Below are 25,968 nucleotides of genomic sequence, written 5' to 3' on the forward strand. Positions count from 1 at the left end.
ATTTTTTGGTGGAGAGAGAGGGGTTCGAACCCTCGATACGTTACCGTATACACGCTTTCCAGGCGTGCGCCTTCGACCACTCGGCCACCTCTCCACAAAATTGCTAGTAAGCGTTACCCTCTAACAAGTGGCGCGTATAATACTGATAGATAGCACATAATGCAAGCCGTAGGGGCGCTGTGCTGTAATTTTATAGTGGTCAGTATGTTTAAATTAAGACCAATGCGTTACAAAGTCGCTTGTTTTATGTTCAGGCAAGGGCTTACGACGACCAGCGGCACTTCCTAAGTAAATAAAACCAATAATTTCATCTGTTGCCTCTAGTTTTAGCGCTTTTTTTACTTGGTCGTCAAAACACACCCAGCCCGATCGCCACATGGCTGCAAAACCTTCGGCTTCGGTGGCTAATAACAACCCATGAGCAACACAAGCAGTCGATAACCGTTGTTCACTAGCAGGAATTTTAGCAGCGTCTTTTATTTTGGCAATCACTGCCACGACTAAAGGGGCGCGTTTAGGCATATTGCGTAAGCGGGTTAATGCTTCAAAACTTGTGTCAGGATCTTGGTATACTTTGGCTTGTGCAAATATTTCACCTAAAGCATTTTGTCCTTCGTCACGAAACTCAATGATTTGCCAAGGTGTTAAGCTTGCGTGATCTGGCGCTCTTAATGCTGCTTGATAAATGCGCTCTAAGGCTTCCCCTTCTGGTGCTGGTGCTTCTAGTCTAGGGTGTGAATTTCTATTTAATAACAATGCCATAGCTTGCATAACTTAACCTCTTATTTGCAATTCTTCATGGTTAAACAGTTGCTAGTAACGCAACAGAAGCTTAACCTTTGTGAGTCACACAGCTTATAATTAATAATTTTTAGGACAGCTTATCATGGTGTTATCGCCTTTGGCAGTTATCTTACTCGCCCAATTGGTTCTAGTTTTATTAGGTATTATTGCTTTTCAAGCACTGCAAAGGCATCGGTTAGTCAAGGAGCTAAAGAAAACTAAAGCGGCTAAACAGTCAGGTTTTGACCTAGAACAATCGGTCGACGCTGAAAGTTTTGATCGTCAGCAAGCTGAACTATTGCTAAATCGTATTTTACAAAACACTAAAACCATTATTTCTGAAGCACCAGCGGCTAAAGTTTTGTGTGAAAACCAACAAGCGTTACTTTATACGTTAAGTAACTGCATCAATATTCCACTTGATTCTTCATCCAAAAAAACAGCGGCTGTTACACCCATCATTCCAACGCTACATGAAAGTAACAATATCATTAGTCAAGAAGAAATCGACGACGCACTTGGCAGAGAAGAAGCAATAGAAAGTTTTGATTTTGATAACTTTGATAATTTAGAAAATAATAATAACGATACAGAAAATGAAGATTCTGAATTACCTGAAGACAGCGTTCAATTGGCGTTAGATAAATTGAATGACTTTGATATGGATGATTTTGAGAATCAGCTTAATAAAATGTAAGGCAATTAGTTGCCTTACATTTTATTATTAAATACTGATTATTGACGTAAACCGCGTCCTCTTTCAAGCAACCAAAGTGCCAAACTAAATAATATTACAATAAATACGCAAATAGCAATTAAAGCTACCCAAGGGTTAACATCTGAAGCGCCAAGAATCCCAAAGCGAAAGGTGTTAACCATATAAAGTATAGGATTAAATAAAGATAAACCCTGCCAAAATTCAGGTAATAGTTGAATGGAATAGAATACACCACCTAAGTAAGTTAGCGGTGTAAGAATAAAGGTTGGAATGATTGCTATATCATCAAAGCTACGTGCAAATAGAGCATTAATAAATCCGCCAATTGAAAATAATATGGCAGTTAAAAATATAACTGTTATTGTTATAAATAAGTTGTGAACGGTTAAGTCAGTAAAAAATAGTGCTAACAAAGTTACAATCAACCCAACTAATAAGCCGCGCACTACACCACCCAGCACATAACCACTTAAAATAACCCAGCTAGGTACAGGTGCGACTAGCATTTCTTCAATGGATTTTTGAAATTTACTGCTAAAAAATGAAGATGTAACGTTAGAGTAGCTGTTAGTAATGACCGACATCATAATTAAACCGGGCATAATAAATTGCATATAATTAAAACCGCCCATTTCACCAATTCGGCTACCAATTAGATTGCCAAAAATAACAAAGTAGAGGGTCATAGTGATGGCTGGTGGTAGTAAAGTTTGCGCCCAAATACGCATAAAACGCCGAATTTCTTTGGTTAAAATGGTTGTGAAAGCAATCCAGTAAATACGAAAAGAATTCATCATACACTCACTTTAGTTGTTATCTTCTCTGCTTTAAAACCACTGGCAGCAGTTTTATCAACGAGGGAAACAAATAGTTCTTCAAGGCGGTTTGATTTATTGCGTAGGCTAAGCACTTCAATATTTTTCTCTAATAAAAGTGCAAATACTTGGCTAATGTTTTGGCCTTTTTTTATTTCTATCTCTAAAGTTTTTGCATCGTCTAAGTGCGTTGCAAAACCTTCTAATTGCGGTGTTTCTTTTATTGGTTTTATTAAATCCAATACAAAAGTTTCACTGTTTAGCTCACCTAATAATAATTTCATGCTGGTGTTTTTAATGATTTCACCCTTATCTATAATAGCGATATTGCGGCACAGGCTCTCGGCTTCTTCTAAATAATGCGTGGTTAAAATAATTGTCGTACCTTGACGGTTGATTTCCTGCATAAAACTCCACATAGAACGACGTAGCTCTATGTCTACACCAGCGGTTGGCTCATCTAAAATTAGTAATTTAGGGCGATGCACCAATGCACGGGCGATCATTAAGCGCCGTTTCATACCCCCTGAAAGCATACGTGCTTGGGCATGGCGCTTATCCCACAAACCTAAATCTTTTAATAGCTGTTCAGCACGGGGCCGTGCTTGCTTTTGGGTTAAACCTTGATAGCCTGCTGAAGTAAGTACAATGTCTTCTATTTTTTCAAACACACCAAAATTAAATTCTTGAGGAACAACGCCAATTAGCTGCTTAGCTTTAGCAAAGTCTTGGTCAATATCCACGCCGAAAATATTGACCTTGCCGCCTGTTTTACGAATTAGCGAGCAAACAACACCAAGTGTGGTTGATTTTCCAGCACCATTAGGGCCAAGTAATGCAAAAAAATCACCCTCTTCAACATCAAGGCTAATGCCTTTTAAAGCCTGAAAACCATTGCCGTAAGTTTTTTGTAAATTTTGTATCGAAAGTGCTTTCATACTCAATTTTTTTCCTCTACCTATTGTTCTGCTAACTGCTGCTTTTTTAATTGCTGACGTGCCTGCCATAGGCCCCACATAAACAACAGCATTGCCGCCCAAATTAATGCGAAGGTAATCAAACGTTCAGGCGGGTAATCTTCTTTAAGAATTACCACGGCAGAAATAAACTGCATGGTGGGATTGATATACATAATAAAGCCTACCACTGACAAATCCAAACGCTGGGCAGCCGCTGCAAACAACAGCAAAGGTGCTGCAGTGATGATTCCTGACGCTACAAGCAATAAACTAATTTGTGGTGTGCTACCAAACCCAAACGGTGCGTTGCTGATAAAAGCCCAGCCCAGCCAAATTAAAGCTAAGGGTAGCATCCACAAGGTTTCAGCTGTTAAACCATGCAGTGCATCGACTGGGTGTTGTTTGCGTATCAAGCCATAAAAACCAAAAGTTAGCGCTAAAGATAAGGGCAGCCACGGCAAACTGCCTAAACTAATTAACTCCCACACCACGGCAATAGCCGCTAACCACCCTGCTGCGGCTTGCCAAAAATGCAGTTTCTCTTTCATTAATATGCGTGCTAAAACTAGGCTAACTAACGGCGTTAAAAAATAACCTAAACTTGCTTCCATTACTCTGTTTTGTCCAACTGCCCAAATAAAAATTAACCAATTAGAAGCTACCAATAAAGAAGAAAGCGCTAACCAAGCCAAAGCAACTGGTTGTTGAAGTAAGGCTAATAAACCTTGACCACGCTTAAATATAAAACTAATTAATAAAGTGGCTAATAAAGACCAAATAACTCGATGCACTAAAACTTCGCTAGCTGTTACCGATGTTAGTAGACTAAAAAACAACGGAAAACAACCCCAAATCATATAGGCTGCTAGTGCTAAACCTAGTCCTTGCATAATTTATCTCATTCGGCTAATTAAATGAAAACTAATAAGTCATTGATGTTTCTTGCCTTTTTGAAAGGCTACTTTAGAGTGTAGACGCAGCAGTCTAACAAAAAGGATAACAATATGCTCATGTCCCAACGTACTAGGGTTCTTTTGGCCGGTATTTGTAGCCAGATTTTATGTGTCGGCATTGCTCGCTTTGCTTATACACCCCTACTGCCAATTATGCAGGAACAAACTTGGATGGGAGACGCGGCTGGTGGTTGGTTAGCCGCGGTTAACTATTTAGGTTACATCAGTGGTGCATTGATCGCCGCTTCTATTAGTGATTTAAAATTGAAAGATACGCTTTACCGTCTAGGGTTAGTGTTAGCCGTTGTGACTACTGCAATGATGGCGATGACTGAAAATCTTTCCCTATGGATGGTATTACGCTATTTATCAGGCTTAGCCAGTGCTGGCTCTATGCTGATTGCTTCTGGTTTAATTCTTAACTGGCTCATTCGCCATGATCACCGTGGTGAGCTAGGTATTCACTTTGCCGGTATTGGATTGGGGATTGCTATTGCAGCCTTGTCTGTTGAGCTAATGATGTACCTTAGCCAAGGCTGGGCCGAACAATGGCTATGGCTATCACTGCTAAGTTTAATTCTAGCGGTTCCAGCTTGGTTTTGGCTGCCGCGTCCTGAAGTAGGCAACACCACCTCTAGCGGCACAACGCTAGTTGATAACCCGCCCACCAATCGGTTTATGTGGCTAATGATGGCGGCTTATTTCTGTGCTGGTTATGGTTATGTAATAACTGCAACGTTTATTGTGGCTTTTGTTGAACGTCAGCCCGAACTAGCAGGCATGGGGCCTATGGCGTTTGTACTGGTAGGTTTAGCAGCCGCTCCAGCTGTTATGGTGTGGGATATAATTGCTAGGCACGCGGGTTATTTAAATGCTTTATTGCTGACTTTAGTTTTACAAGTCGGTGGTATTTTATTACCAGTCATCTCCCCCACTTTGCCGGTGGTATTCTTTAGCGCATTGCTGTTTGGCGGCACTTTTATTGGTTCTGTCAGCCTAGTATTAACAATGGCTGGGCGCTTATACCCAACCAAACCAGCTAAACTTATGGGTAAAATGACCATTTCCTATGGATCCGCTCAAGTCATAGCGCCAGCTTTAACAGGTATGCTTGCTGCAAAATTAGGTAATTATGATTTAGGCTTATGGATAGCCGGTGGCTTTGTTGTGGTTGGTATACTGCTAGTGCTTTGGTTAAAGTTTACCGACCAAACTGCACAACAGTTAGATGCCTCGGCAAAAGCTAAGTAATAAATAAACTCGCTTCACTGCGTTAAGCTCGTTGCCTGCAGGTGTTTAACAAAAGCATCGGCAGGCATAGGCTTGGCAAAATAATAACCTTGAAATTCATCGCATTTAAGCTTTGTTAATATTTTAACCTGCTGTTCGGTTTCAACCCCTTCGGCAGTCACTATTAAACCTAAACTATGTGCAAGCTGGATAATAGCTTTAACCAAGGCATAATCATCGGCATCATTTTCCATATCACGCACAAACGATTGATCTATTTTTAGTTTATCGACTGCAAAACGCTTTAAATAGGAAAGGTTGGAATAACCCGTACCAAAGTCATCAATCGAAAGCTTCACACCCAGTAGTTTTAATTGCTGTAGCATTTGCAGTAAGCGCTGCTGGTCTTTAAGTAACAGGCTTTCTGTTAACTCTAAATCTAAGTATTCTGGTTTTAAACCGCTTTTATCTAAGGCATTTTTAACTACTTCAACTAAATCACCTTTACGAAACTGCACCGCCGATAAATTAACCGATATTATAAAAGGTTCTATACCGGCTTGTTGCATTTGCACTGCTTGTTGGCAAGCTTGGTTTAAGACCCATTCACCAATTACCGTAATTAAGCCACTGTCTTCTGCAATAGGAATAAAACGCACTGGCGAAATAAAACCTAGCTCAGGGTGTTGCCAGCGGACTAAAGCTTCTGCACCAACAACTTTAGTACCTGCTTGATTGTATTGTGGTTGATAATAAACACTTAATTCATTTCTATCTAAAGCAACCCTAAGTTTAGTTAATAAACTTAGCCGTTCTTGTGCCGCTGTTTGCATATTTTCTTCAAAAAATTGATAGCTATTACGGCCATCAGCCTTAACCGCATACATAGCCGAACTAGCATTACGAAATAGTGTTTTAAAATCTTGACCATCGTTTGGATAAACAGCAATACCTACAGAAGTGGTTATTGTTAAATCATACGAGTCAACTAGCTCATGTACTGCTAACTCGGCTTGTAAGTGAGCTACTAAATCAGCAATATAAGCCTTGTTTGATGATTTATATAAAAGCAATAAAAACTCATCACCACTATAACGGCAGAGCAAACCTTGCTCTCCAATAAGTGCTTGTAAACGCTTAGCCAAAGCTAAAAGAAATTTATCACCAACTTCATGCCCTAAAGAATCATTAACATCTTTAAAATGGTCTAGATCAAAATAAATTAATGCATAACTAGGTGCTTTAGCAGTGTTTTTTTCTAATAGTTGCTCAGTCTTTTCCATAAAGTAAACTTTATTTGCCAAGCCAGTAAGCGGGTCAAAATGAGCAAGGTATTTAATGCGTTCTCGGCTTGCTTTTTGCTCGGTAATATCAGTAGCAATAGTACCACTACCTAATAAATGCCCTTCAGTGTCTTTAACTGGAAAGTGAATGGTTTCAAAACTGTAGGATTGATGACCAAAATCTATTTCATCATACGTTATACAAGGCTTCTCATTTGCTCTAACTGCTTCTAAACTAATCGCTACACTTTGTGCTAACTTTAAAGGTAAAATATCATAAAAAGTTTTACCTAATACTTTATCTTTAGATTGCCCAACTAGTTTTTCAAATGCTAAGTTAACAAGGGTATAGCGACTATGAATATCTTTAACAGAAATACTAGAGGGAATATTGTCTATAAAAGCAGTATTTAACGCTTGAGTCTCCCTTAAGCTAGCAGTACTTTCAACTATTAGATTTTCTAGGCGTTGTTCATTCTTTTTTAAATCTAAAAAAAGTAGCTCATAAGGCCTTAATAAACCTGTAACTAAAATTGCTCGATAAATTAAGTAGACAGAAACTAACAATAAGTAATGCCCTAACTTATTAGCAAAATCAAACACATCAGCATATTGAGTAAAAGCTAAGCTAGTTAAAGCACTAGCAAAAAGTGATGCGGCTATTAACCAGCGTACGTCTTTTTCTAGGTGTTTCTTATCTTTTAAAATTAAAACCATAGCGATAATAAAAACAACGATCATTCCCCATTCACTATAAATTTTAAAAGGTGTTAGTCCTTGACCTTCAATAAAAGCAACGGGAAAAGAGCCATTAAAAATAGTGATACAGAAAAAGGTAGCCAGTGCTGCAAAACTAAAAAAAGTAGCCTGTATATTGACTTTTTTACCTAGTGTTAAGCTTGCCAGTAACACGGCTATAACTTCTATGTAACGAAAAGCTATCCACAACTGAGTAGGAATATTGGCATCATCTACAGGCATTAACCCCATGCCTTTATAGGTTAAGGCGTGCAGCAACTCTAAAACACCAATAAAACCTGCTGCTATGGCAAAAACTAACAAAGCGCCATTATTGCTCCAACGCCTTGTATGCCAACCTAATACAAACACACCCCCTAAAACAATGACGCGTAGTAACTCAACAACCGTATGAAAAGCCAAGTAGTTATAATTTGCTAGCAAATCCAACACAACTAAAATTAATAGTAATAATGTTGCCTGCTGCCAACCAAAGAGTAGTCTACGAATCATTGTTTCATCCTAAATTTTATAACTCTTCTACAAGTAACTTGCCACCCACACTCTTCATTAATTCAGCAAAGCCCGGAAAAGAAGTATTCACTACAGCACAGTCCTTAATAAGGATATTACCACTAGCCCGCAAACCAGCCACAGCAAAACTCATGGCGATACGGTGATCGTGGTGGCAAACAATTTCTGCTGAACCAAAAACTTCTGGCAGTTCACCTTTGCCAATAATTTCAATGCCATCGTCTAAAACCGTGCATTCAACACCTAAGTCTAATAAACCATCAGCCATGACTTGAATACGGTCAGACTCTTTAACCCGCAACTCTTCAGCGCCGCTTAAAGTCGTCACGCCTTCGGCACAAGCTGCAGCAATAAACAGCGCAGGAAATTCATCAATGGCTAAAGGCACTTGGTTTTCAGGAATGGCAATGCCTTTTAAAGGTGCGTAACGCACACGAATATCTGCAACGGGTTCACCGCCCACTTCACGCTGATTGGTTAGCACTAAGTTAGCACCCATTAAACGTAAGATATTAATCACGCCATCACGCGTCGGGTTAATGCCAACGTGTTCTAGGGTTAAATCACTGCCGGGCATAATGGCTGCTGCAACCATAAAAAAGGTCGCTGAAGAAATATCGGCGGGAATATCAATTGCTGTTGCCGTTAACTTGCCACCGCCGGTTAAGCTAGCCGTTGCACCGTCTTGGCGTACCTCATAGCCAAAGCCATTTAACATACGTTCTGTATGGTCGCGCGTGGGTGCTGGTTCAGTGACTTGCGTTTCACCTTCTGCCCATAAACCGGCTAAGAGCAAACAAGATTTAACCTGCGCTGAAGCCATAGGCAAATCGTAGCTGATGCCTTTTAAAGGCTTGCCGCCAGTAATTTTTAACGGTGGACGACCATTTTCTGTAGTGGCAATTTCTGCACCCATTAAACGCAAAGGGTCGGCAACACGATTCATGGGGCGCTTACTTAACGAGGCATCGCCGGTTAATTCAGTATCAAACGGTTGTGCTGCTAGCAAACCCGCCAACAGGCGCATACTGGTGCCCGAATTGCCTAAATACAGCGGGCCTTGTGGCTGTTTTAAGCCGTGCATTCCCACGCCATGAATGGTGACTTGACCTTGGTGGGGGCCTTCAATCTGTACACCCATATCCCGAAATGATTGCAGGGTAGCCAAGGCATCTTCGCCTTCTAAAAAGCCTTTCACCTGCGTCACGCCTTCTGCCAAAGCGCCTAACATAATGGAGCGGTGCGAAATGGATTTGTCACCGGGTACACGAATACTGCCTTGAATAGCCGTTGCGCCTGGCTGAGTAATAAAGTTGAGTCTTGTCGTTTGCATGGTTTGGTAGCCCGTTTTATTAAGCAAAGCAGTAAAGTAATCACGCGCTGATTTTGCTTTAGTAAATGTATTGACTAGCGCATCAGCATCTTGAGATGCAACAGCCGTTCGTAGCCGTTGCACGCCTTCTAAAAATTCATCCAATGCCTCTAAAGTGGCATCACGATTGGCGATAAAAATATCTCGCCACATAACAGGGTCGCTGGCAGCTACGCGGGTAAAATCACGAAAACCGCCCGCAGCATAACGAAAAATCTCTAAACGCTCATCTTTTCTAGCCAAGGTTTCGACTAAAGAAAAAGCTAGCAAATGTGGTAAATGGCTGGTTCGTGCTAACACTTGGTCGTGCTTTTTTACATCCATTTCAATGACCTCTGCACCACACGCCTGCCAAAGCTGAGTTACCAAGGCTAGTGCTTCTGGGTCGTTGTTGGCAGTTGGCGTTAAAATCACCTTGCGGCCCGCAAATAAATCAACCTGCGAGGCAAGCACCCCGCTTTTTTCAGCGCCCGCTATGGGATGCCCTAAAATTAAGCGAGGTGGCAATTCGTTAAAAACTTTTTTGGCGGCTTCAAGCACTACTGCTTTGGCTGAACCTACATCGGTAACAACAGCGGTGGGTTTTAGGTGGGGTTTTAAAGCCATTAGTACAGGTTCCATCGCTAACACTGGCACAGCTAGCAAAATCAAATCAGCATCGGGTGCTAGTTCTGCTAAACAGCTGCTGACTTTATCAACAACGCCTAAAGAAATAGCGCCTTGGCGTTCTTCATAGGTAAGATCAACACCCAAATAGGTATTGGCAAAACCCGCGCGCCTTGCAGCAAGGGCTACCGAGCCACCAATAAGCCCTAAGCCGATAATCAGCAGTTTATTAACGGTTGCCTTGATTGCTTTATTACTTTCTACCACGAATCAAATGACCTTACGCAGTGCATCTATAAAGCGTTGGTTTTCTTCAGGTAAACCGATACTGACACGCAGGTGTTCATTCATACGGTAGGGGCGTAAAGGACGCACAATAATGCCTTCTTTAAGCAACGCATTATTGACTGCTTCAGCATCACCCACTTCCACACAAATAAAGTTACCCACTGATGGAATGTAAGACAAACCCAGTTCACGAAAAGCGGTTTCTAGCTGCAACATACCGGCTTTGTTAGTAACAATTGACTGTTGCAAATATTCGTCATCGTCTAATGCCGCAAGTGAAGCTTCTAAAGCTAAAGTGTTAACGTTAAACGGCTGACGAATACGGTTTAAAGTTTCAGCAATAGTAACGGAAGAAACACTGTAACCCACACGCAAAGCAGCTAATCCATAGGCTTTAGAGAAGGTACGACAAACAATTAAGTTGGAGAAATCCTTCAATAGCTTGAAAGTGTCTGGGTAAGCTTGTTCGCTCACGTATTCAGAATAGGCTTCATCTAATACCACCAGCACGTTTTCTGGCACACGCTGCATAAATTCACGCAGCTGGGTTTCAGATGACCAAGTACCCGTTGGGTTATTAGGATTGGCAACAAAGACCACGCTGGTATTTTTATCAATCGCTGTAGCCATCGCCGCTAAGTCATGCCCCCAGTTTTTAGCCGGAATAACCTTGTGTTCTGCACCTGCTGCTTGAGTCGTAATCGGGTAAACCGCAAAAGCATATTCGCTATAAACAGCGTTGCGCCCCGGTGCTAACCAGCAGCGACCAATTAAATCGAGCAGGTCATTAGAACCATTACCCAAAGTAATTTGGCGCGTGCTTAAATCAAACTTTTTAGCCAAGGCTGTTTTTAAACCATAGCCACTGCCATCGGGGTAGCGGGTTAGCTCGGCTAGTTCTTGTTGAATAGCCGCCAGTGCTTTAGGACTAGGGCCATTTGGGTTCTCGTTACTGGCTAGCTTTACAATGCTGTCTGGGTCTAGGTTGAGTTCGCGGGCTACTTCATCAACCGGCTTGCCGGGCTGATAAGGCATTAATCCTTGTACACCTTCATTGGCTAGTTTAAAAAAATCGCAGCTCATAGTTTATCTCTTCTAAATTAAGTAACCGACTTATAAAACGCCTTTAGGGTAAGAACCCAACACTTTTACATCCGCAGCCTTTGCACCAATATCGTTTAATACGGCTTGAACACGCGGTTCATCAATATGGCCGGCAAAGTCAATAAAAAACACATAGTTCCATGCACCTGAACGGCTAGGGCGGCTTTCAATGCGCGTCATGTCAATATTGTGGGCATTAAAAGGTTCTAGCACTTGATGCAACGCACCTGGTAAGTTACGCATAGAAATCATCAAGGATGTTTTATCATCACCTGAAACCGGCACTTTCTTAGCGCCAATGATTAAAAAACGTGTTGAATTATCAGGCGTGTCTTCAATGTTTTCAGCAAGGCGCGTAAGGCCGTATAAATCAGCCGCCATATCGCCAGCAATCGCTGCTGAGTGCCATTCACTTTTTACCTTGCGAGCAGCTTCAGCATTAGATGGCATGGCAACGCGATCAATGCCTGGGTAATAAGCATCAAGCCACTTACGGCATTGAGCTAACGAAGACGTGTGCGAATAGATGGTTGAAATTTTATCAGCGCGGGTATTTTCGCCCAGCAATAAGTGCTGGTGAATACGCAGCACTACTTCACCACTAATTTGCAGGCCTGAATCCATAAAGCTATCAAGCGTATGGCTAATCACACCTTCAGTGGAGTTTTCGATTGGCACAACGCCGTAATCGACAGCGCCAGATTCCACTTCACGGAATACTTCATCAATGGCGGCAAAAGGCTTGCAAATGGCTGACTGCCCAAAATGCTTCAGCGTAGCCTGTTGAGTAAACGTACCTTCAGGGCCTAAATAAGCCACTTTTAAAGGCCGCTCTAATGCTAAGCAAGCTGACATCACTTCACGAAACAAACGCGCCATTTCTTCGTTAGATAAAGGGCCTTGGTTACGTTCCATAACGGCACGTAAAACTTGGGCTTCGCGTTCGGGGCGATAAAAAACAGCACCTTTACCATCTTCGGCAATTTTAACCTGAGCCACTTGCTGGGCGCATTTGGCGCGTTGGTTAATTAGCTGTTGTAGCTGCTGGTCTATTTGGTCGATTTCTTTTCTAACGTCTGCCAAATCTGGCAGTGATTTATCCTGAGTCATTCAGGCTTAACCTCTAGTTTTAGCAAAGTCATTCATAAATTCGATAAGTGCATCTACCGCAGCTTCCGGCACTGCATTATAAATACTGGCACGCATACCACCCACGCTACGGTGACCGGCTAGGTTTAATAGTCCAGCATCGTCTGCTTTAGACAAGAAAAGTTTATCTAGGCTGGCATCGGCTAAACGAAAAGGAATATTCATAATGGAACGGTTTTCTAAGGCATTAGGGTTGCTGTAGAAATCATTACCATCAATAGCCGCATAGAGTTTGGCTGCTTTACGACGGTTAATTTCCGCCATATTTTCTAGGCCGCCTACTTCTGTTTTTAACCAATCAAACACTAAACCGGATAAATACCAAGCAAAGGTTGGCGGCGTGTTGTACATAGAGGCATTTTCAGCACACACCTTGTAGCTAAACATGGTGGGTATTTCAGCTTTGGCTTGATCAAGTAAATCATCACGCACAATAACCAGTGTTAAACCGGCAGGGCCAATGTTTTTTTGAGCGCCAGCATAAATAAGACCAAACTGGCTCACATCTATAGGTGTGCTTAGAATATCTGACGACATATCACACACCACCGGCACATCTGCTGTTGGCACGTAATCAAACTCCAAACCGCCAATGGTTTCGTTGCTGGTGTAATGCAAATAAGCAGCATCTTGGCTGGTTTGAATTTCAAACTGACGAGGCACACGGATTAAACCATCTACTGTGCTACTGCTAGCGGCTAGGTGGATGGGCAAATAACGTTCGCCTTCTTGAATGGCCTTTTTGCCCCAAATACCGGTATTAATGTAGTTAGCTGTACCGCCTTTGCCACCTAGATTTAAAGGCAGCATAGCAAACTGGCTAGAAGCGCCACCCTGCATAAACAACACTTTATAGTTAGCAGGAATGTTTAGTAAGTCTCGCAGATCAGCTTCGGCTTTATTAGCGATGCTTACAAACTCATCGCTGCGGTGACTCATTTCCATCACTGACAGACCCTTACCCTGCCAATCTAGCATTTCATCACGGGCTTGTTGTAATACGGTTTCAGGTAAGGCCGCTGGGCCAGCACAAAAATTGAATTTACGGCTCATCAGATTGCACTCTTAGTCTAAAATACTGGGTTAAAAACACCTAAATTAATTGGCTGCAATGATACAGCAAAAAACACCTTGTCGCTGCTAGGCGCTAACAGAAGGACTAACCGCCTTCTAAAATCAGCAGCTGATCTGCCAAGGCATCGGCATCGGCTTGCCTATGGGTTACAAGAAGTGCCACCCGACCGGAGCTTTTTATTTCACCTTGCAGCCATTTGCCCGCCACTTGGCGCAAATCATCATCGAGCGCACTAAAAGGCTCATCTAATAACACCACGGGCATAGGCCTAAGTACACTGCGAATTAACGCAAGGCGTTGTTGTTGCCCACCGGAAAGTTTGCTGGGTAAACGTTTTAACAAAGGGGTAACTTCTAACAAATCACAGGCTTTAAGTACTTGCTGCCACTCTGCTTGGCTGGGTTTACCTTTAGCAAAACCCAGTTTTAAATTGGTTTCTATACTGAGGTGTTCAAAAAAATTCTGTTGTTGAAATAAATAAGACACTGGCCGCTCTTCTGGCGGCAAATTTTGAATAGCCTGCCCCTTAACCAAAATACTGCCGGATGCAACGGGTAAAAAACCAGCAATCGCATTCAACAAGGTACTTTTACCGCTGCCACTACCACCCATAATCACCACCAACTCACCCGCTTCCACCTGTAAATGGTGCTGCCAAGTTTGCTCGCCTAGCTTTAATTCAAGGTGATTAATTTTTAGCATTTAACGTCACTCATTTTTTTAATGTCATTAAAGCTAGGTATTCTAGGACTATCGACAACCCAGAAATAGCAAAACTAGCAAAAGAAGTATTTAGCAAAGAATCCATTTCGACCAATGCAGATTTTTATGACTTTTTACAAGTGCAAAAGCTAAAACAAGACCTAAAAGAAAGCATTAACCCTACAAAAGCCAAGCCCAGAAGCCAAAGCCGCTGCAGCTAGTTGATAGCTTCTTGCTACAAATGTGGCGCAACGCTACAATCGTAATTCCATACAAGGAGAAAATTATGTCTACCGCAAGCATCAGACTCGACCAAGCACTCGTAGAAAAAGCCTCCATCATGGCTAAGGCTTTTAGCAGAACAACGCCTAAGCAAATTGAGCATTGGGCAAAAATTGGAGAAATGATGGAAGACAACCCCGATCTTCCCTACGAGTTTGTTAAACAAGCCATTATTGCCCAAGCAGAAAAAGAAGCAGGTAAGCTTGAGGAATATACTTTTGGCTAGAGTAAACCGCGTTTTACAAACACCAAGCTTCAAAAAAGCGGTTAAAAAACTGCACGCAAATCAGAAAAATGATCTGGATAATGCTATCAAAGCCATTATGGAAGATCCTTTTATAGGAGAACTCAAAAAAGGAGACCTCATATTTTTGCGCGTTCACAAGTTCAAGATGGTTAAGCAGCTTACTCTACTTGGCTATAGCTACCAAGATAGCATTATGACACTCGAACTGATGGTGCTTGGTACTCATGAAAACTTTTACAGAGACATCAAAGCCTCTTGCTAGCACCCTGTTAGCTGACTCTATAAGCTCTTCAAAAGTGTAAACGTATAATGCTGGTTGTTGATGTGTAAATGTATTTCTAATTGTCTGTAGATGCTTAATTTGTTTAAGTTCAAGAGTATTTTTAGGTATAACTTTACTATCTACATACGGCAATAAATCTGCATTTTGCAGTTTTTGATATAGCCACTCAATATTATTAGGTATGCTCATTTTTCTGCTTAGGCTTGCCTTTTCAAAATAACCCTAAGTCTTTCAATACTAAAGCTAAACCCAATAATAATAAGCTAGTTCAAAAGAGGTTGACTCGTTCCGTAAGTTTGTTCGCCTAGCTTTAATTCAAGGTGGTTAATTTTTAGCATTTAACGTCACTCTTCCTTTCCAACAGTATTAAACCTATAAAAGCTAACCCCAGTAACCATAACGAAGCCAAAGCCGCTGCTGCTAGCTGATAACTGCCTGCTAGTTCGTAAATCAACCAAGGCAGAGTGGTGTATTCAGGCTGTCCAAAAATACCAAAAATCGCAAAGTCACCCAAGGTTAATACCAGCGAAATTGCTGCGACTCTTTGTAATGCGGGTTTTAAATAGGGTAAAACCACGCGCCACCAATACACTCCAAAAGGTAAACCTAAGCTAGCCGCTAAACGCTGGTAATTGGCTTGATAACTAAATACCGCTGGCTTTAGTTGCGAAAAAGCAAAAGGCAAAGCAATCAGTGTATTCAACCAGATAATCGCTAGCCAACCCCAGTCCATCCAGTTAATTAGCGGCATAAAGAAAATATACAAACCCACACTTAATACCATGCCGGGAATAATTAAATGGTGCAGTGCTGCCACAGGCACTAAACGCGTTAACCCATTTTTCTGTTGTTGATTGCTGGATACCCAACTCAACTGCAAAGCCATAAACACTGCCAATAAGCTGGCAGTTAAAGCAAATAACAAAGACCAACCACTGGCTTTAAATAGCTTTAACCAAGGCAACCCTGCTAAACCTTTGCTAACGGCTGTGGGTAATAAACCTAACACTGGCAGGGTTAAATAAAGCGCAATGAATAAGTAAAAAAACCGCCCCAGCCAAAGTGTTAAACGGTTAGTTTGTGGTCGCCAAGTTTGCCCAGCACTGGCAGGCGCTAACCATTCTAACTTTCCCCAACGGCTAAACAGCCAAAAACAGCTACCCGCAACTAATAACTGAGTCACTGCTAAAAAAAGCGCTTCAGAAGGATTGAAGTTGTATTTTAAGGCCTGAAAAATTGCCACTTCTAAAGTAGTTGCAGCAGGGCCACCGCCCAAAGCCAATACCACTGCAAAGCTGTTAAAACACAGCAAGAAAATAAAACCCAACAAGGCAGGCAGAACGCTACGCAGCGCAGGCCATTCCACCAATAAAAACCGCTGCCAGCCTGTTAGATGTAACTGAGCGGCCATTTTCCAAACGCTCGAAGGAATACTATCCCACTGAGACGTTAACACTCGAATGGCTAAGGGCAGGTTTAAAAATACGTGCGCCAGCAAAATACCGGTTAAACCGTATAGCGACCAGCCATCACCAAAAACTAAATTTAAAAAAGGGGTTAGCCAACCGCTGAAACCAAACATCACCACTAGGCCGGTAATTAAAATTAAGCTAGGCATCACAAAGCACAACAAACACCAACGTAAAAAAGCGGCTTTAGCCGGTAGCCTTGCATCCATCACCAAAGCACGGGCTAAAGGCAGTGCCAGCAGTACGGAAATAAAGCTACTCAGCAAAGCTTGCCAAAGCGTAAACTTTAAAACCCGCCAAAACCAAAGATCTTGCCATAGCTGTACTTCAGGCGCAGTTTGCCAACCTGTTAGCGCCAGCAAAGCCAAACCACTGCTACCTAATAAAAGTGTCAGTAGCAGCCCTAAAGCCAAGTTTGAACAAGACAGGTTTTTGAAAGACAGACTTTTCAACATTAACGACTAACAGCAGAGCGCCACTGGCGAATCCAAGCCTGGCGATTTTGGTGAATTTCTTCTGGCGTAAAACCTATCGCTTTAGGTTGAATGAGCTGCGAAAATGCTTTGGGCAACTCCACGCCTTCACGGGCGGGCAGCATCCAGTTATTCACCGCAATTATTTTTTGGGCTTCTTCGCTCAATAAAAAAGTTAAAAACTGTTTGCCTAGTTCAAGCTGTTTCGAAGAGTACACCAAAGCAGCCACTTCTACTTGCCGAGCATGGCCTTCACTAAACAGTGCCGCAGCATAACGGTCCGATTTTTCAGCAATTAAATGGTAAGCCGGTGAGCTGGAATAACTCAGCACATAATCCGCTTCACCCTGTAAAAATAGGTTGTAAGCTTCAGACCAGCCTTTGGTAACAGTGACGGTACGTTGGCGCATTTTTTGCCAAGCTAGGTCGGCTTTATCGCCATAAATAGCCTGCATCCAAATTAATAAACCCTGACCCGGTGTGCTGGTACGTGGGTCTTGATAAATAATTCGCGCATCACTTTTTAACAGCTCTGCCATAGAAACGACTGGCTGCGTTTTTTCAGTGTCATAAACAAAGGCAAAGTAGCCTAAATCGAAGGGTACAAAATCAGCGGCTTGCCAGTTGAGTTCAGATTTTAGTTTTAAATCGGCTAAAGCCAAATTATGCGGCTGCACCAAACCTAGGCTACGAGCTTCGGTCATCAGCGCATCATCTAGGCCAACTACCACATCCGCTTGGGTATTTTTACCTTCCAAACGTAAACGGTTTAAAAGGCTTACCCCATCGTCGCTGCTAATGTAATTGAGCTGACAAGCACATTGCTCTTCAAAGACCTTTTTTAGCTTAGGTCCTGGCCCCCAATCGCTGGTAAAAGAAGAATAGGTATAAACATTTAAGGTAGCAGCCGATAAACTGCCAAAAACTAACAGCAGTGGCAGCAATAATAAACTGCTCCACTTAAACTTAGCGAAGTTAAAACCAGAGAAGTGTTGCTTCATGATTAGAATTACCTTGTCCATCCCACTCCCTACGCCAGTATTAGCCGGATCAGGTTCAGCGGGTAGATTTTCTCAGCCACACAAGTACAAACCGTGAGCACCCCGATGAGACAGCCCCATTCTAACTCAAAAATAGTTTTACAGTTGCCCGACTTACCCGCTGATTATCGCCCCTTAAAAGAACCTGAATTTTTTGCCGAAGGTACTGGCAATAGCCATTGGCTACTTACTAGCCCTGTGGGTAAGTTGGTGTGGCGACAATTTGGGCAAGCGCCGGGCGTGGATCATCGGCGAGAAACAAAACTATTAACCTGTTTGCAAAATAAAGCTTGGGTACCGCGCTTATTGCTAGTTGCCGGTGATTTAGGTGTGTTAATGCGTTTAGCTGAAGGCGAGCACCCTAAAATTACCGAATTAAGTAATACAGCAAGGCAAAGGTTGATTAACCTAGCTATTGAACTTTGGCAAAACCCTTGCCCTATCGCGCCACAAAACTACCCACAACTGCTGAATAGTTATTGGCAGCTTGCCGGTAGCAAAACAGCCAACCGCCCTTTGTTAGAGCAGCTGGTTTATGAAAGCTTACGCTGGCCCACCAGTTGTTATCGCTTAACCCACCATGACTTGCACGCCGGCAACCTCTTGTTAAATAACGAAAGGTGGATACTGCTCGATTGGGAATATGCCGCCTTAGGGAACCCTTGGCTAGATGCGGTTTCTTTAGATAGGTTTATGAACTTAACTACCGACGAAAAGACACAGCTAGAAGCAGCTTTGCCACCCCTAACTGTTTACACTAACCCTTGGCGAAGCCTAGGTCGCTGGTTAGTTGACCTAGATTTGTTATGGAAACAGGCTATAGAGTAAATATCACTAGGGCTGAAGTGCAACTCTAATTCCGTTAAACTGCCCATCATTAAAAAATGATGCTCAGGGTAAATTACCTTGGAGTTTTAAGGAGGCGCTATGTTGAAGCAGTTACAGCTAACTAATTTCACCCAGTTTAAGCAGGCTCACTTTGAGTTTTCCAAAGGGTTAAACCTGATTATTGAGCCGTGAGATCACTCTTCTGGCAGAAGGTTTACGTAAATTAGTAACGGTAGTTTGGCTGTTGGTGATACTTTATTTTGGGATGAACCTGAAGCGAACCTAAACCCAAAGCTGATCAAACTAATTGCCGCTTTAATGCACATCTTGTCAGAAAACGGTATTCAGCTGATCGCCGCAACGCACAGTTATTTCTTACTGAAAGAGCTCGATTTACTCTCCAAGCGTGATGGGGAAATAGAGCCACGCTATATAGCTTTAATGATGGATAACGACACGCTAGTTATCGAGCAGGAAAGCCAGCTTAACCAACTCGATAATATCGTTGTCCTCGATGAGGAGTTGTCCCAGTACGACCGTGAAATGGAATTAAATTATGCAAGAGGTTAGTGAAGGGAGCGTTGCCACGTTGCCCTTAGCCGCCAAGCTAGAAGCAAAGGTTAACAACCCAAGCCAACAGCACTAGCCCATCTTACAATCTACTTAGCCCAACCAACTTAACTCTAGCCACCCTAAGCGGTGGCTTTTTTATGCTTAAAGGAAACTCATTATGCGCTATCACAAATTTAAAGCGGGTACACAGGCAGGCACTTACATTATGGAATCTGGCTTTGTGACTGAAGACGATATTTTAATCATGGCTAAGCAACTGTCACGTAAGCGTTTAAGCAAAGGTCGTGCATTAGAAAGCCCGCAAGCGGTTAAAGAGCATTTCTAGCTTGTGATGACTCTGACCCCTTGGCCTCTGCTTGGCCTCAATTCCCTATCTAAACAATACGATGCAAATCATTAAATATTGTTTTCTTGGTGGGATAATCTCTTTTGTCCCCTTTGTCTATTATTTAATATTGTCAACCCAATCGCAACGAACGAAACAACTGGATTAGGTAAATATTTTCTTAAATTTGGTGTTAGATCAAGAAGCCAGCCACCTAATTCAGGGATATTGTCCATAACCAGAACGATAAAGCTATTTACAGAACTCTTGAAACTCTCCCACCATGTGGGCTTTCTTTCTGCAATTTTTGTTTTTAAGTTACTCAGCTTAGAATCCGTTACCTGCCTCTCCCAATCATAAGAATTTCTTGCCTCCTCACTTAGCTTTCCTCTTATATGCCAATTTGTTACGTCATCCCCTATTTTTCCTGTAATAGAATACACTTTATCAAGATGCTCAGACTTTAATAATTCATCTTGTGTATAAATATGGTTTCTAAAGAAAATACCTTCTTTAGTATCTGTTTTCACATCTAAAACATCAATTTCACGATGCACTTTTACGAACTTTGCTTTAAAACTATCAGAATTTTTTTTCATAACTTTTCTCAGCTTGACGATTGATTACTTCTCTATTAGTGACTGCAATAGCATCTGCTTAATCATAGCAAGATAATACTATCTTAGATTTAACTTGCTAGTGCAATAGCCTGTAATTCTTCAAACAATACCTCATTCAGTGTTTTCATAGTCTTTAAACTTACCGTGATAACACGCTGAAAAAGCTCTAGCGAGTAGCGTAGACTGTTCATGATTTTCTTTGCCCAGTCGCTTGCATCATTCACGATACAGCCAGCCTTATGCCTTGTTACTGATTGGCACTTCATGATCTAAGCCAGGGCTGACTTCCTATTCACTACGTAGTCGTAAGCTTCTTTGTATATTTTCCACCGAAAAGGCCTATAGACTCTGACCCATCGACTCGAAGAGTAGGTTTACACTTTGTTTTTTAGCAATGGTAGTTAGTTTGTTTTATTACAACGGCCTGACTGCGCATCACAAGTAAAATTAAAATCTTCTAACTTTAGTTCGTTAGAGGATAAGTTTGCGGTAAAAGCATTCCAGCTTTTAATGGTGTGATCACTACTAGGGGATACTAGTAAATTATAAATATTATTATCAAGTTCATTACCTACAATTTTTTTATTCAACAAGCTTAAATAAATATCTTGTATTTCAACAAACCCATCATTAACTATAAAATCCATTTGTATTTTACCGCGAATTTCTTTACTAAAAAAACTTGTAATTTTATTTATATTTATTTTATTAAATAAAGCATTGCTTTCAATGTATTCATCAGCAATTAAATTATTATATTCTATTGCAGATATAAACTCTTTAAGCTGTTGATCAAAAAAGATAGCTTTATAATATTGGCGGTGAGATTGACTGTACCACTTGTCTCGGATATCAGGGTTCACCGTGTCACTGCTATTTTTTAGCATGTGTATCTTATCGTTATGGTTTAATTTATTATTTTCATTGATTTTGTTTTCATCTTCAATTTTACCTTGCGCCCGTTTTATATCATATTCTTTATGAGCAATTAATTGCCCATATGTTAAGCCCGTAGATGCATGATCACGAGGATTGAGTGATAAGTACTCTAGTTTTTTTTCTTCATGCTTTGCAATTTCTTTTTCTAGATCCTCTATTTTTTTCAAATGTGACTTGTGTATATCACTTTTATAGAAATCATCATTAGATAGTTCTTTTACGCTTTCCTCTGTTAAGTTCATCTCTTTAATTTTAATTAAACGATTATGGTCATAAGCTGAATTCACTTCAACTATAGCCGCTTCAAATTTAGTTATCTTTTCTTCAAGCTTTTTTTGGTACGTTTCAAAAGTAGATAAGTTTTTTTCTGTACTATTATTAATTGAAGCTATTTTTTTATTTTTAACTTCATCTAAGGCAGACTTTGAGATACTAAAGTCACAGCTCATAGTAACTATTTTACGCTTGTATTCATCAGAGCTAGAAGACCAGTTTGTTTTTTTACAAATTGGTCCATTATCAAATATTTGTGAAAAATTAAAATCTAACTCATGTGGATTAGCAGACTTAACAGCGTCGATGCTGGAGTCACCGCAGGCAGTAAGAGCTAATAAAAAATAGACTGGGAGCGAAAGTAGTATAAGTTTTTTCATTATTTTTCCTTAATAAATTAAATTTAAAACTTTGTCAGTATTTGCTTGCGTAGCTCCATAGTATGAGCAGGCTAAGATGCTTTCATGAATTTCTTTTCCGCAGCCTCGACAAAATGACATAGCCATATGTAACTCCATTTGATTAATAGCATATTTAAAAACTCCCCTTGGGAGGTTTGCATGTATTTATGCGCCTTTGATTCTACCAACCTAAAAGGTTGTATAGCAACCTTTTAGGCTCTTCATCTTGTTGAGTTGATACCAGACCATGTGAGTTGATTCTGGAGAAGCTATGTCGAAAACTGAAATGAAGAAATTAGCTACAGTGGTAGGGCGTATAATTGCTAAACGACGCTTGCTTAGCAATCTTACTCAAGAGCAAGTTGCAGAAAAGCTTGGGATTGGAGTTGAGGCGGTATCAAGAATTGAGCGTGGCGTAGCTTTGCCTACGGTAGTGCGATTAGCTGAGTTTGCAGATATATTTGAGTGCAGCATTGCCGATCTTGTAACGGAGGCTAGTGCTAGAGCTACGGATCAAGCTAACCATATAGAGAACCTGCTATCAAAACTCAGTAGCGAAGACAGAGTAATGATTCTTGGTGTTGTTGAGACGCTAGCAACTCATCTTGATAGTTAGTAGCAATTTTTTGGTTAGAGTCAGTAATAGTTAATGAGAAAATTCTTAAAGGACATCTGCTTAAACATTTGGATAGCTAATAATAAGCAACACAATTACCGCTTTTTTAAGCTTACCCTTATCACACCTTAAACATACAAAATACCACTATAAGCAAAGCAAAAATGTGCAGATTCTTGGAAAAAAATAGGCCAGTGGTTAGCTGACCTAGATTTATTATGGAAAAGTGCTATAGATGCCTAATTTCAAAACACTGGTGAATTTTAGTGTTGCGCTCAAAATCAGGATCAAGCGTTTGGCGGGTAATATTCACCACTTCATATTTTTCTAAAATCTCGGGGCTAATTTTAAAGCCACGTAAGTTATTTGAGAAAATTAGTAAGCCGTCGGTACTTAAACGTGCCATGGCTAAATCAACCAACTCTTCTTGGTCACGCTGAATATCTAAAGTACCCTGCATTCGCTTAGAGTTAGAAAAAGTAGGTGGGTCCATAAAAATTAAATCATAAGCGCCGCGATCTTGTTTTAACCACTCGCGGCAGTCGGCTTGCACACGGCTGTGCTTTTTTAAATCCAGCTTATTTAAACGTAAATTGCGCTCTAGCCAATCTAGGTAGGTTTTAGATAAATCGACACTGGTGGTATGAATCGCGCCGCCTACTGCTGCATGAAGAGTTGCTGCACCGGTGTAACAAAATAAGTTTAGGAAACGTGCTGTTTTTGCTTCTTTAGCGATACGCAGTCGAATGGGGCGATGGTCTAAAAATACGCCGCTGTCGAGGTAGTTGGTAAGGTTGACCAATAACTCAACCTGCCCTTCGTGCACGGGAAAAAATACGCCTTGGTCAGCAAATTTTTCGTACTGCCTTTTACCTGTTTGTTTACGGCGGGTTTTTAAATGAATCTTGTCAGCCGCAACATCAAGTACGCTAGGAATGGCTTGCAAGGCTTCCATTAAACGCCTTTGTGCCTTGCTCTCATCTATGGTAGCTGGTGGCGCGTATTCTTGAACGTGTACTTGGTCGTTATAAATGTCTATGGCTAAGGCATATTCTGGCATATCCGCATCGTACAGGCGGTAGCAGCTAATGTTTTCACGCTTAACCCAACGCGAAAATTTCTTTAAGTTTTTAGCCAAGCGGTTAGCAAACATTTGTGCGCCTTCACTTAAAGGTCGAATCGTTATTGGCACTTCTGTTATTTCTGTTATTTCTGCTGCGGTTGATGCTTTTGCAACACTTTCAGACGCTTCATTCAAACTGTCAGCAGTAGCTGTTATCGGCTTGCTTTTACTAGTAAATAAATGAGTACCTGCTTCGGGTACTTCAAATAGGTACAAACGGCATTCTAAAGTGGCGTTGTTAATCGGATAGTTTTTATACGGGCGTAATGGAATGCGGTAGGCTAATTCTTGGTTATTGGTAAATAGTGCTAGCTTCCAATGTGCATAATGTTGACTGGCTTTCTGACCTAAACCTGCATATAAAACAGCTAGTTGAGGCAAGTTGTCTAAACGCTCGCCATAGGGTGGATTGGTAATTAACAAACCACGTGACGCAAAAGCTGGCGGTAATTCGCTTAACGGACGAACAAACAAACGCACTTTATCCAATAAGCCAGCACGTTCTAGGTTGTCTTTTGCCATGTCAATAACGCGGGAATCTTGATCGCTGCCTTCAAAGTTTAAAACTTTATTTGCGCTAGCTGCACGGCGGGCTTCTGCTTCATCCACCAACGCTTGCCAGATGCTGGGATGATGCCCTAACCAAGTTTCTAAACCGTGCCAAGGGCGCATTAAGCCGGGTGCAACGTCTAATGCCATAAAAGCAGCTTCGGCAAGCAAAGTACCTGAACCACAGAAAGGATCGAGCAATACCGCTTCTTCTGCCGCCATAGCTGGCCAACCGGCACGCAGCAACAAAGCTGCTGCGAGGTTTTCTTTTAAAGGGGCTAAACCTGCTTGTAAGCGATAACCACGCTGGTGCAAGCTAACACCACCTAAATCAAGGCTTAAAACGGTTTTTTGACCTTTATCAAAACGCAAATGAAAGCGTACATCGGGGCGCGTTTTATCGACGGAAGGGCGGCGATCTTGCTGTTGTTTAAAATAATCAACCACGGCATCTTTGACGCGCAGCGCTGTGTCGTGAGTGTTGCGTAGCTGTGGTGTAGTGCCTGAAACTTCTACAAATAAAGTGCCATCACCTAGCAGGTGTTCACTCCAATCCACTAAGGATAGCCAATTGCTTAAATCTTCAGCCGTTTCTACAAAAGCCGTATCAATTTGCAGTAATACACGGTTAGCAAGGCGTGACCACAAAATGGCGCGGTAAGCACTGTCTAAACTTGCTTCACCCGTTACCCGCCCTACCCTAGCGCGTGGATCAATAAAGCCCAGTGTTGCTAGCTCTTCGGCAAGCAGTTGTTCTAGGCCACGCGAACAGGTGACATGGACGGTATACATACGATTCAAGGGGGTCATCGGTAACGCCTTTTTAAGTCGAGCAATTATGTTGGGTAATCAAAAACATGAAACTGATAAATAAATAAAGCTATCAATACTGAGTCATCTGGCTTATCAATAGAGGCGAGGCATTCAGATGACCTGCCGTAGATGAAAGCACTATCTTAACAATAAACAAGAGGCTGTACTCTATGAAGCGTCAAAAACGTGATCGTACCCATAGCGTTTACACTCGTGGTTATAAAATTGGCTTGTCTGGTCAATCTCGGGATAAATGCCCTAGCGAACAAGATGAAGTCCGCACTAGCTGGATGAATGGCTGGCGTGAAGGTAGGGAAGATCGGTGGTCAGGAATGAACGGTGTGTCTGCTATTCATAAAAACCCCGCCGTTACCATCGGCAACTCCTAACCGCCTAAGCTCGATCATACCGTATCGAGTTATCTAATAAAGGCTCATGCTATTGACATCCTCCCTGCCCTAAAGGACAGGGATTCCTACTCCTAGACGGCCATGTCCGACCGCAAGAATGTTTTGTGCCGCATTAACATCACGGCAGTCGTGCGTGGCACCGCACCCACTGCAAGTCCATTCTCTTATTCCAAGTCCTGCGATACCTCTCGGCCTCGATTCGGGCAAGTTGCCACAATTCGAACAGGTTTGGGTGGTGTACGCTTCGTTCACTACCTTAAAAACAATGCCTGCGTGAGCGCATTTATAGTCCAACATTGTTTTTAATTGACCCCAGCCAGCGTCCAGCACTGACTTAGCCATTCTGGTTTTAACGAGTTTTAAGCTGCTGACATTACCCACATAAATTTCACCGC

26 protein-coding genes, 1 tRNA gene and 1 riboswitch are annotated in these 25,968 nt (G+C 41.7%); of the genes, 9 read left to right on the forward strand and 18 right to left on the reverse strand.

Features of this window, described 5'->3' with window-relative positions; genetic code table 11:
- Nucleotides 1-6: 6 nt before the first annotated feature.
- Nucleotides 7-94, reverse strand: a tRNA-Ser gene (locus tag VJY63_RS03790).
- Between the two features lie 119 nt (nt 95-213).
- On the reverse strand, nt 214-771 hold the full coding sequence (locus VJY63_RS03795; RefSeq protein WP_324048418.1) for a nitroreductase family protein: 558 nt from the start codon (nt 769-771) through the stop codon (nt 214-216).
- 115 nt (nt 772-886) lie between these two features.
- On the opposite strand from VJY63_RS03795, the gene VJY63_RS03800 reads away from it, so the two are divergent.
- Nucleotides 887-1,480: a hypothetical protein gene (locus VJY63_RS03800; protein ID WP_324048419.1), complete on the forward strand. Its 594-nt coding sequence runs from the start codon at nt 887-889 to the stop codon at nt 1,478-1,480.
- A 38-nt stretch (nt 1,481-1,518) separates the two neighbouring features.
- Here the strand turns inward: VJY63_RS03800 and VJY63_RS03805 are convergent, their stop codons facing one another.
- Genes VJY63_RS03805 through rarD form a run of 3 tightly spaced genes read right to left on the reverse strand, consistent with a single transcriptional unit; the run spans nt 1,519 to nt 4,165 of the window.
- Nucleotides 1,519-2,295: an ABC transporter permease gene (locus VJY63_RS03805; protein WP_324048446.1), complete on the reverse strand. Its 777-nt coding sequence runs from the start codon at nt 2,293-2,295 to the stop codon at nt 1,519-1,521.
- Entirely contained in the window at nt 2,295-3,260 is a 966-nt protein-coding gene (locus tag VJY63_RS03810) for an ABC transporter ATP-binding protein (protein ID WP_324048420.1), read from the reverse strand. The genes VJY63_RS03805 and VJY63_RS03810 overlap by 1 nt, the downstream gene beginning before the upstream one ends.
- Nucleotides 3,261-3,274: 14 nt before the next feature.
- Nucleotides 3,275-4,165, reverse strand: coding sequence for an EamA family transporter RarD (gene rarD, locus VJY63_RS03815; RefSeq protein ID WP_324048421.1), 891 nt, complete (start codon nt 4,163-4,165; stop codon nt 3,275-3,277).
- A gap of 114 nt (nt 4,166-4,279) precedes the next feature.
- Here rarD and VJY63_RS03820 point away from each other — a divergent pair, with 114 nt between their 5' ends.
- The gene (locus VJY63_RS03820) at nt 4,280-5,479 is read left to right on the forward strand and encodes a YbfB/YjiJ family MFS transporter (RefSeq protein ID WP_414674805.1); all 1,200 of its coding nucleotides are present in this window, start codon (nt 4,280-4,282) and stop codon (nt 5,477-5,479) included.
- A 14-nt stretch (nt 5,480-5,493) separates the two neighbouring features.
- Here the strand turns inward: VJY63_RS03820 and VJY63_RS03825 are convergent, their stop codons facing one another.
- From VJY63_RS03825 to VJY63_RS03850, 6 genes are all read right to left on the reverse strand, one after another.
- A complete protein-coding gene (locus VJY63_RS03825; RefSeq protein ID WP_324048422.1) occupies nt 5,494-7,992 on the reverse strand; it encodes a bifunctional diguanylate cyclase/phosphodiesterase in 2,499 nt (832 codons plus the stop codon).
- A 16-nt stretch (nt 7,993-8,008) separates the two neighbouring features.
- Nucleotides 8,009-10,258 (reverse strand): bifunctional prephenate dehydrogenase/3-phosphoshikimate 1-carboxyvinyltransferase, encoded by a 2,250-nt coding sequence (locus VJY63_RS03830; RefSeq protein WP_324048423.1) that lies wholly within the window; start codon nt 10,256-10,258, stop codon nt 8,009-8,011.
- Nucleotides 10,259-10,261: 3 nt separating this feature from the next.
- Nucleotides 10,262-11,362 carry a histidinol-phosphate transaminase gene (hisC, locus tag VJY63_RS03835; RefSeq protein ID WP_324048424.1) on the reverse strand — a complete coding sequence of 367 codons (1,101 nt, stop codon included), beginning with the start codon at nt 11,360-11,362 and terminating at the stop codon, nt 10,262-10,264.
- Between the two features lie 30 nt (nt 11,363-11,392).
- Nucleotides 11,393-12,493 carry a prephenate dehydratase gene (pheA, locus tag VJY63_RS03840; protein WP_324048425.1) on the reverse strand — a complete coding sequence of 367 codons (1,101 nt, stop codon included), beginning with the start codon at nt 12,491-12,493 and terminating at the stop codon, nt 11,393-11,395.
- A 6-nt stretch (nt 12,494-12,499) separates the two neighbouring features.
- Nucleotides 12,500-13,585, reverse strand: coding sequence for a 3-phosphoserine/phosphohydroxythreonine transaminase (gene serC, locus VJY63_RS03845; protein WP_324048426.1), 1,086 nt, complete (start codon nt 13,583-13,585; stop codon nt 12,500-12,502).
- 106 nt (nt 13,586-13,691) lie between these two features.
- Nucleotides 13,692-14,309, reverse strand: a complete 618-nt coding sequence (locus VJY63_RS03850) for an ATP-binding cassette domain-containing protein (RefSeq protein ID WP_324048427.1) — start codon at nt 14,307-14,309, stop codon at nt 13,692-13,694.
- A 286-nt stretch (nt 14,310-14,595) separates the two neighbouring features.
- Here VJY63_RS03850 and VJY63_RS03855 point away from each other — a divergent pair, with 286 nt between their 5' ends.
- Nucleotides 14,596-14,817 (forward strand): TA system antitoxin ParD family protein, encoded by a 222-nt coding sequence (locus VJY63_RS03855; protein WP_027847662.1) that lies wholly within the window; start codon nt 14,596-14,598, stop codon nt 14,815-14,817.
- A complete protein-coding gene (locus VJY63_RS03860; protein WP_324048428.1) occupies nt 14,810-15,100 on the forward strand; it encodes a type II toxin-antitoxin system RelE/ParE family toxin in 291 nt (96 codons plus the stop codon). Before VJY63_RS03855 ends, VJY63_RS03860 begins: the two co-directional genes overlap by 8 nt.
- Before the next feature lie 352 nt (nt 15,101-15,452).
- Here the strand turns inward: VJY63_RS03860 and VJY63_RS03865 are convergent, their stop codons facing one another.
- A complete protein-coding gene (locus tag VJY63_RS03865) occupies nt 15,453-17,045 on the reverse strand; it encodes a thiamine/thiamine pyrophosphate ABC transporter permease ThiP (protein WP_324048429.1) in 1,593 nt (530 codons plus the stop codon).
- Nucleotides 17,045-18,085, reverse strand: coding sequence for a thiamine ABC transporter substrate binding subunit (gene thiB, locus VJY63_RS03870; RefSeq protein WP_324048430.1), 1,041 nt, complete (start codon nt 18,083-18,085; stop codon nt 17,045-17,047). Before thiB ends, VJY63_RS03865 begins: the two co-directional genes overlap by 1 nt.
- Nucleotides 18,074-18,179, reverse strand: a riboswitch (TPP riboswitch). Its footprint overlaps the gene before it by 12 nt.
- Here thiB and VJY63_RS03875 point away from each other — a divergent pair.
- The 3 genes from VJY63_RS03875 to VJY63_RS03885 all read left to right on the forward strand — a co-directional run bounded on the left by VJY63_RS03875 (nt 18,170) and on the right by VJY63_RS03885 (nt 19,829).
- On the forward strand, nt 18,170-18,931 hold the full coding sequence (locus VJY63_RS03875; RefSeq protein WP_324048431.1) for a phosphotransferase: 762 nt from the start codon (nt 18,170-18,172) through the stop codon (nt 18,929-18,931). (Overlaps the previous riboswitch by 10 nt.)
- Before the next feature lie 237 nt (nt 18,932-19,168).
- The gene (locus VJY63_RS03880; protein WP_324048432.1) at nt 19,169-19,501 is read left to right on the forward strand and encodes an AAA family ATPase; all 333 of its coding nucleotides are present in this window, start codon (nt 19,169-19,171) and stop codon (nt 19,499-19,501) included.
- A gap of 160 nt (nt 19,502-19,661) precedes the next feature.
- Nucleotides 19,662-19,829, forward strand: a complete 168-nt coding sequence (locus VJY63_RS03885) for a hypothetical protein (protein ID WP_324048433.1) — start codon at nt 19,662-19,664, stop codon at nt 19,827-19,829.
- 71 nt (nt 19,830-19,900) lie between these two features.
- Here VJY63_RS03885 and VJY63_RS03890 read toward each other — a convergent pair whose 3' ends face one another.
- The 3 genes from VJY63_RS03890 to VJY63_RS03900 form a co-directional block, all read right to left on the reverse strand.
- Nucleotides 19,901-20,428, reverse strand: a complete 528-nt coding sequence (locus tag VJY63_RS03890) for a hypothetical protein (protein ID WP_324048434.1) — start codon at nt 20,426-20,428, stop codon at nt 19,901-19,903.
- 89 nt (nt 20,429-20,517) lie between these two features.
- Nucleotides 20,518-20,715, reverse strand: a complete 198-nt coding sequence (locus VJY63_RS03895) for a hypothetical protein (protein ID WP_324048435.1) — start codon at nt 20,713-20,715, stop codon at nt 20,518-20,520.
- A gap of 135 nt (nt 20,716-20,850) precedes the next feature.
- Entirely contained in the window at nt 20,851-22,041 is a 1,191-nt protein-coding gene (locus VJY63_RS03900) for a hypothetical protein (RefSeq protein ID WP_324048436.1), read from the reverse strand.
- A 292-nt stretch (nt 22,042-22,333) separates the two neighbouring features.
- On the opposite strand from VJY63_RS03900, the gene VJY63_RS03905 reads away from it, so the two are divergent.
- Entirely contained in the window at nt 22,334-22,678 is a 345-nt protein-coding gene (locus tag VJY63_RS03905; RefSeq protein ID WP_324048437.1) for a helix-turn-helix transcriptional regulator, read from the forward strand.
- Between the two features lie 229 nt (nt 22,679-22,907).
- Here VJY63_RS03905 and rlmKL read toward each other — a convergent pair whose 3' ends face one another.
- Nucleotides 22,908-25,160: a bifunctional 23S rRNA (guanine(2069)-N(7))-methyltransferase RlmK/23S rRNA (guanine(2445)-N(2))-methyltransferase RlmL gene (rlmKL, locus tag VJY63_RS03910; protein WP_324048438.1), complete on the reverse strand. Its 2,253-nt coding sequence runs from the start codon at nt 25,158-25,160 to the stop codon at nt 22,908-22,910.
- Between the two features lie 173 nt (nt 25,161-25,333).
- Between rlmKL and rmf the strand changes: the two genes are divergently transcribed.
- Nucleotides 25,334-25,552 carry a ribosome modulation factor gene (gene rmf / locus VJY63_RS03915; protein ID WP_324048439.1) on the forward strand — a complete coding sequence of 73 codons (219 nt, stop codon included), beginning with the start codon at nt 25,334-25,336 and terminating at the stop codon, nt 25,550-25,552.
- 69 nt (nt 25,553-25,621) lie between these two features.
- Here rmf and VJY63_RS03920 read toward each other — a convergent pair.
- Nucleotides 25,622-25,968: transposase (locus tag VJY63_RS03920; protein ID WP_324048440.1), on the reverse strand; the 347-nt coding region annotated here is incomplete at its 5' end.

The organism is Marinospirillum sp., from assembly GCF_035271045.1.
Classification (GTDB): domain Bacteria; phylum Pseudomonadota; class Gammaproteobacteria; order Pseudomonadales; family Halomonadaceae; genus Marinospirillum.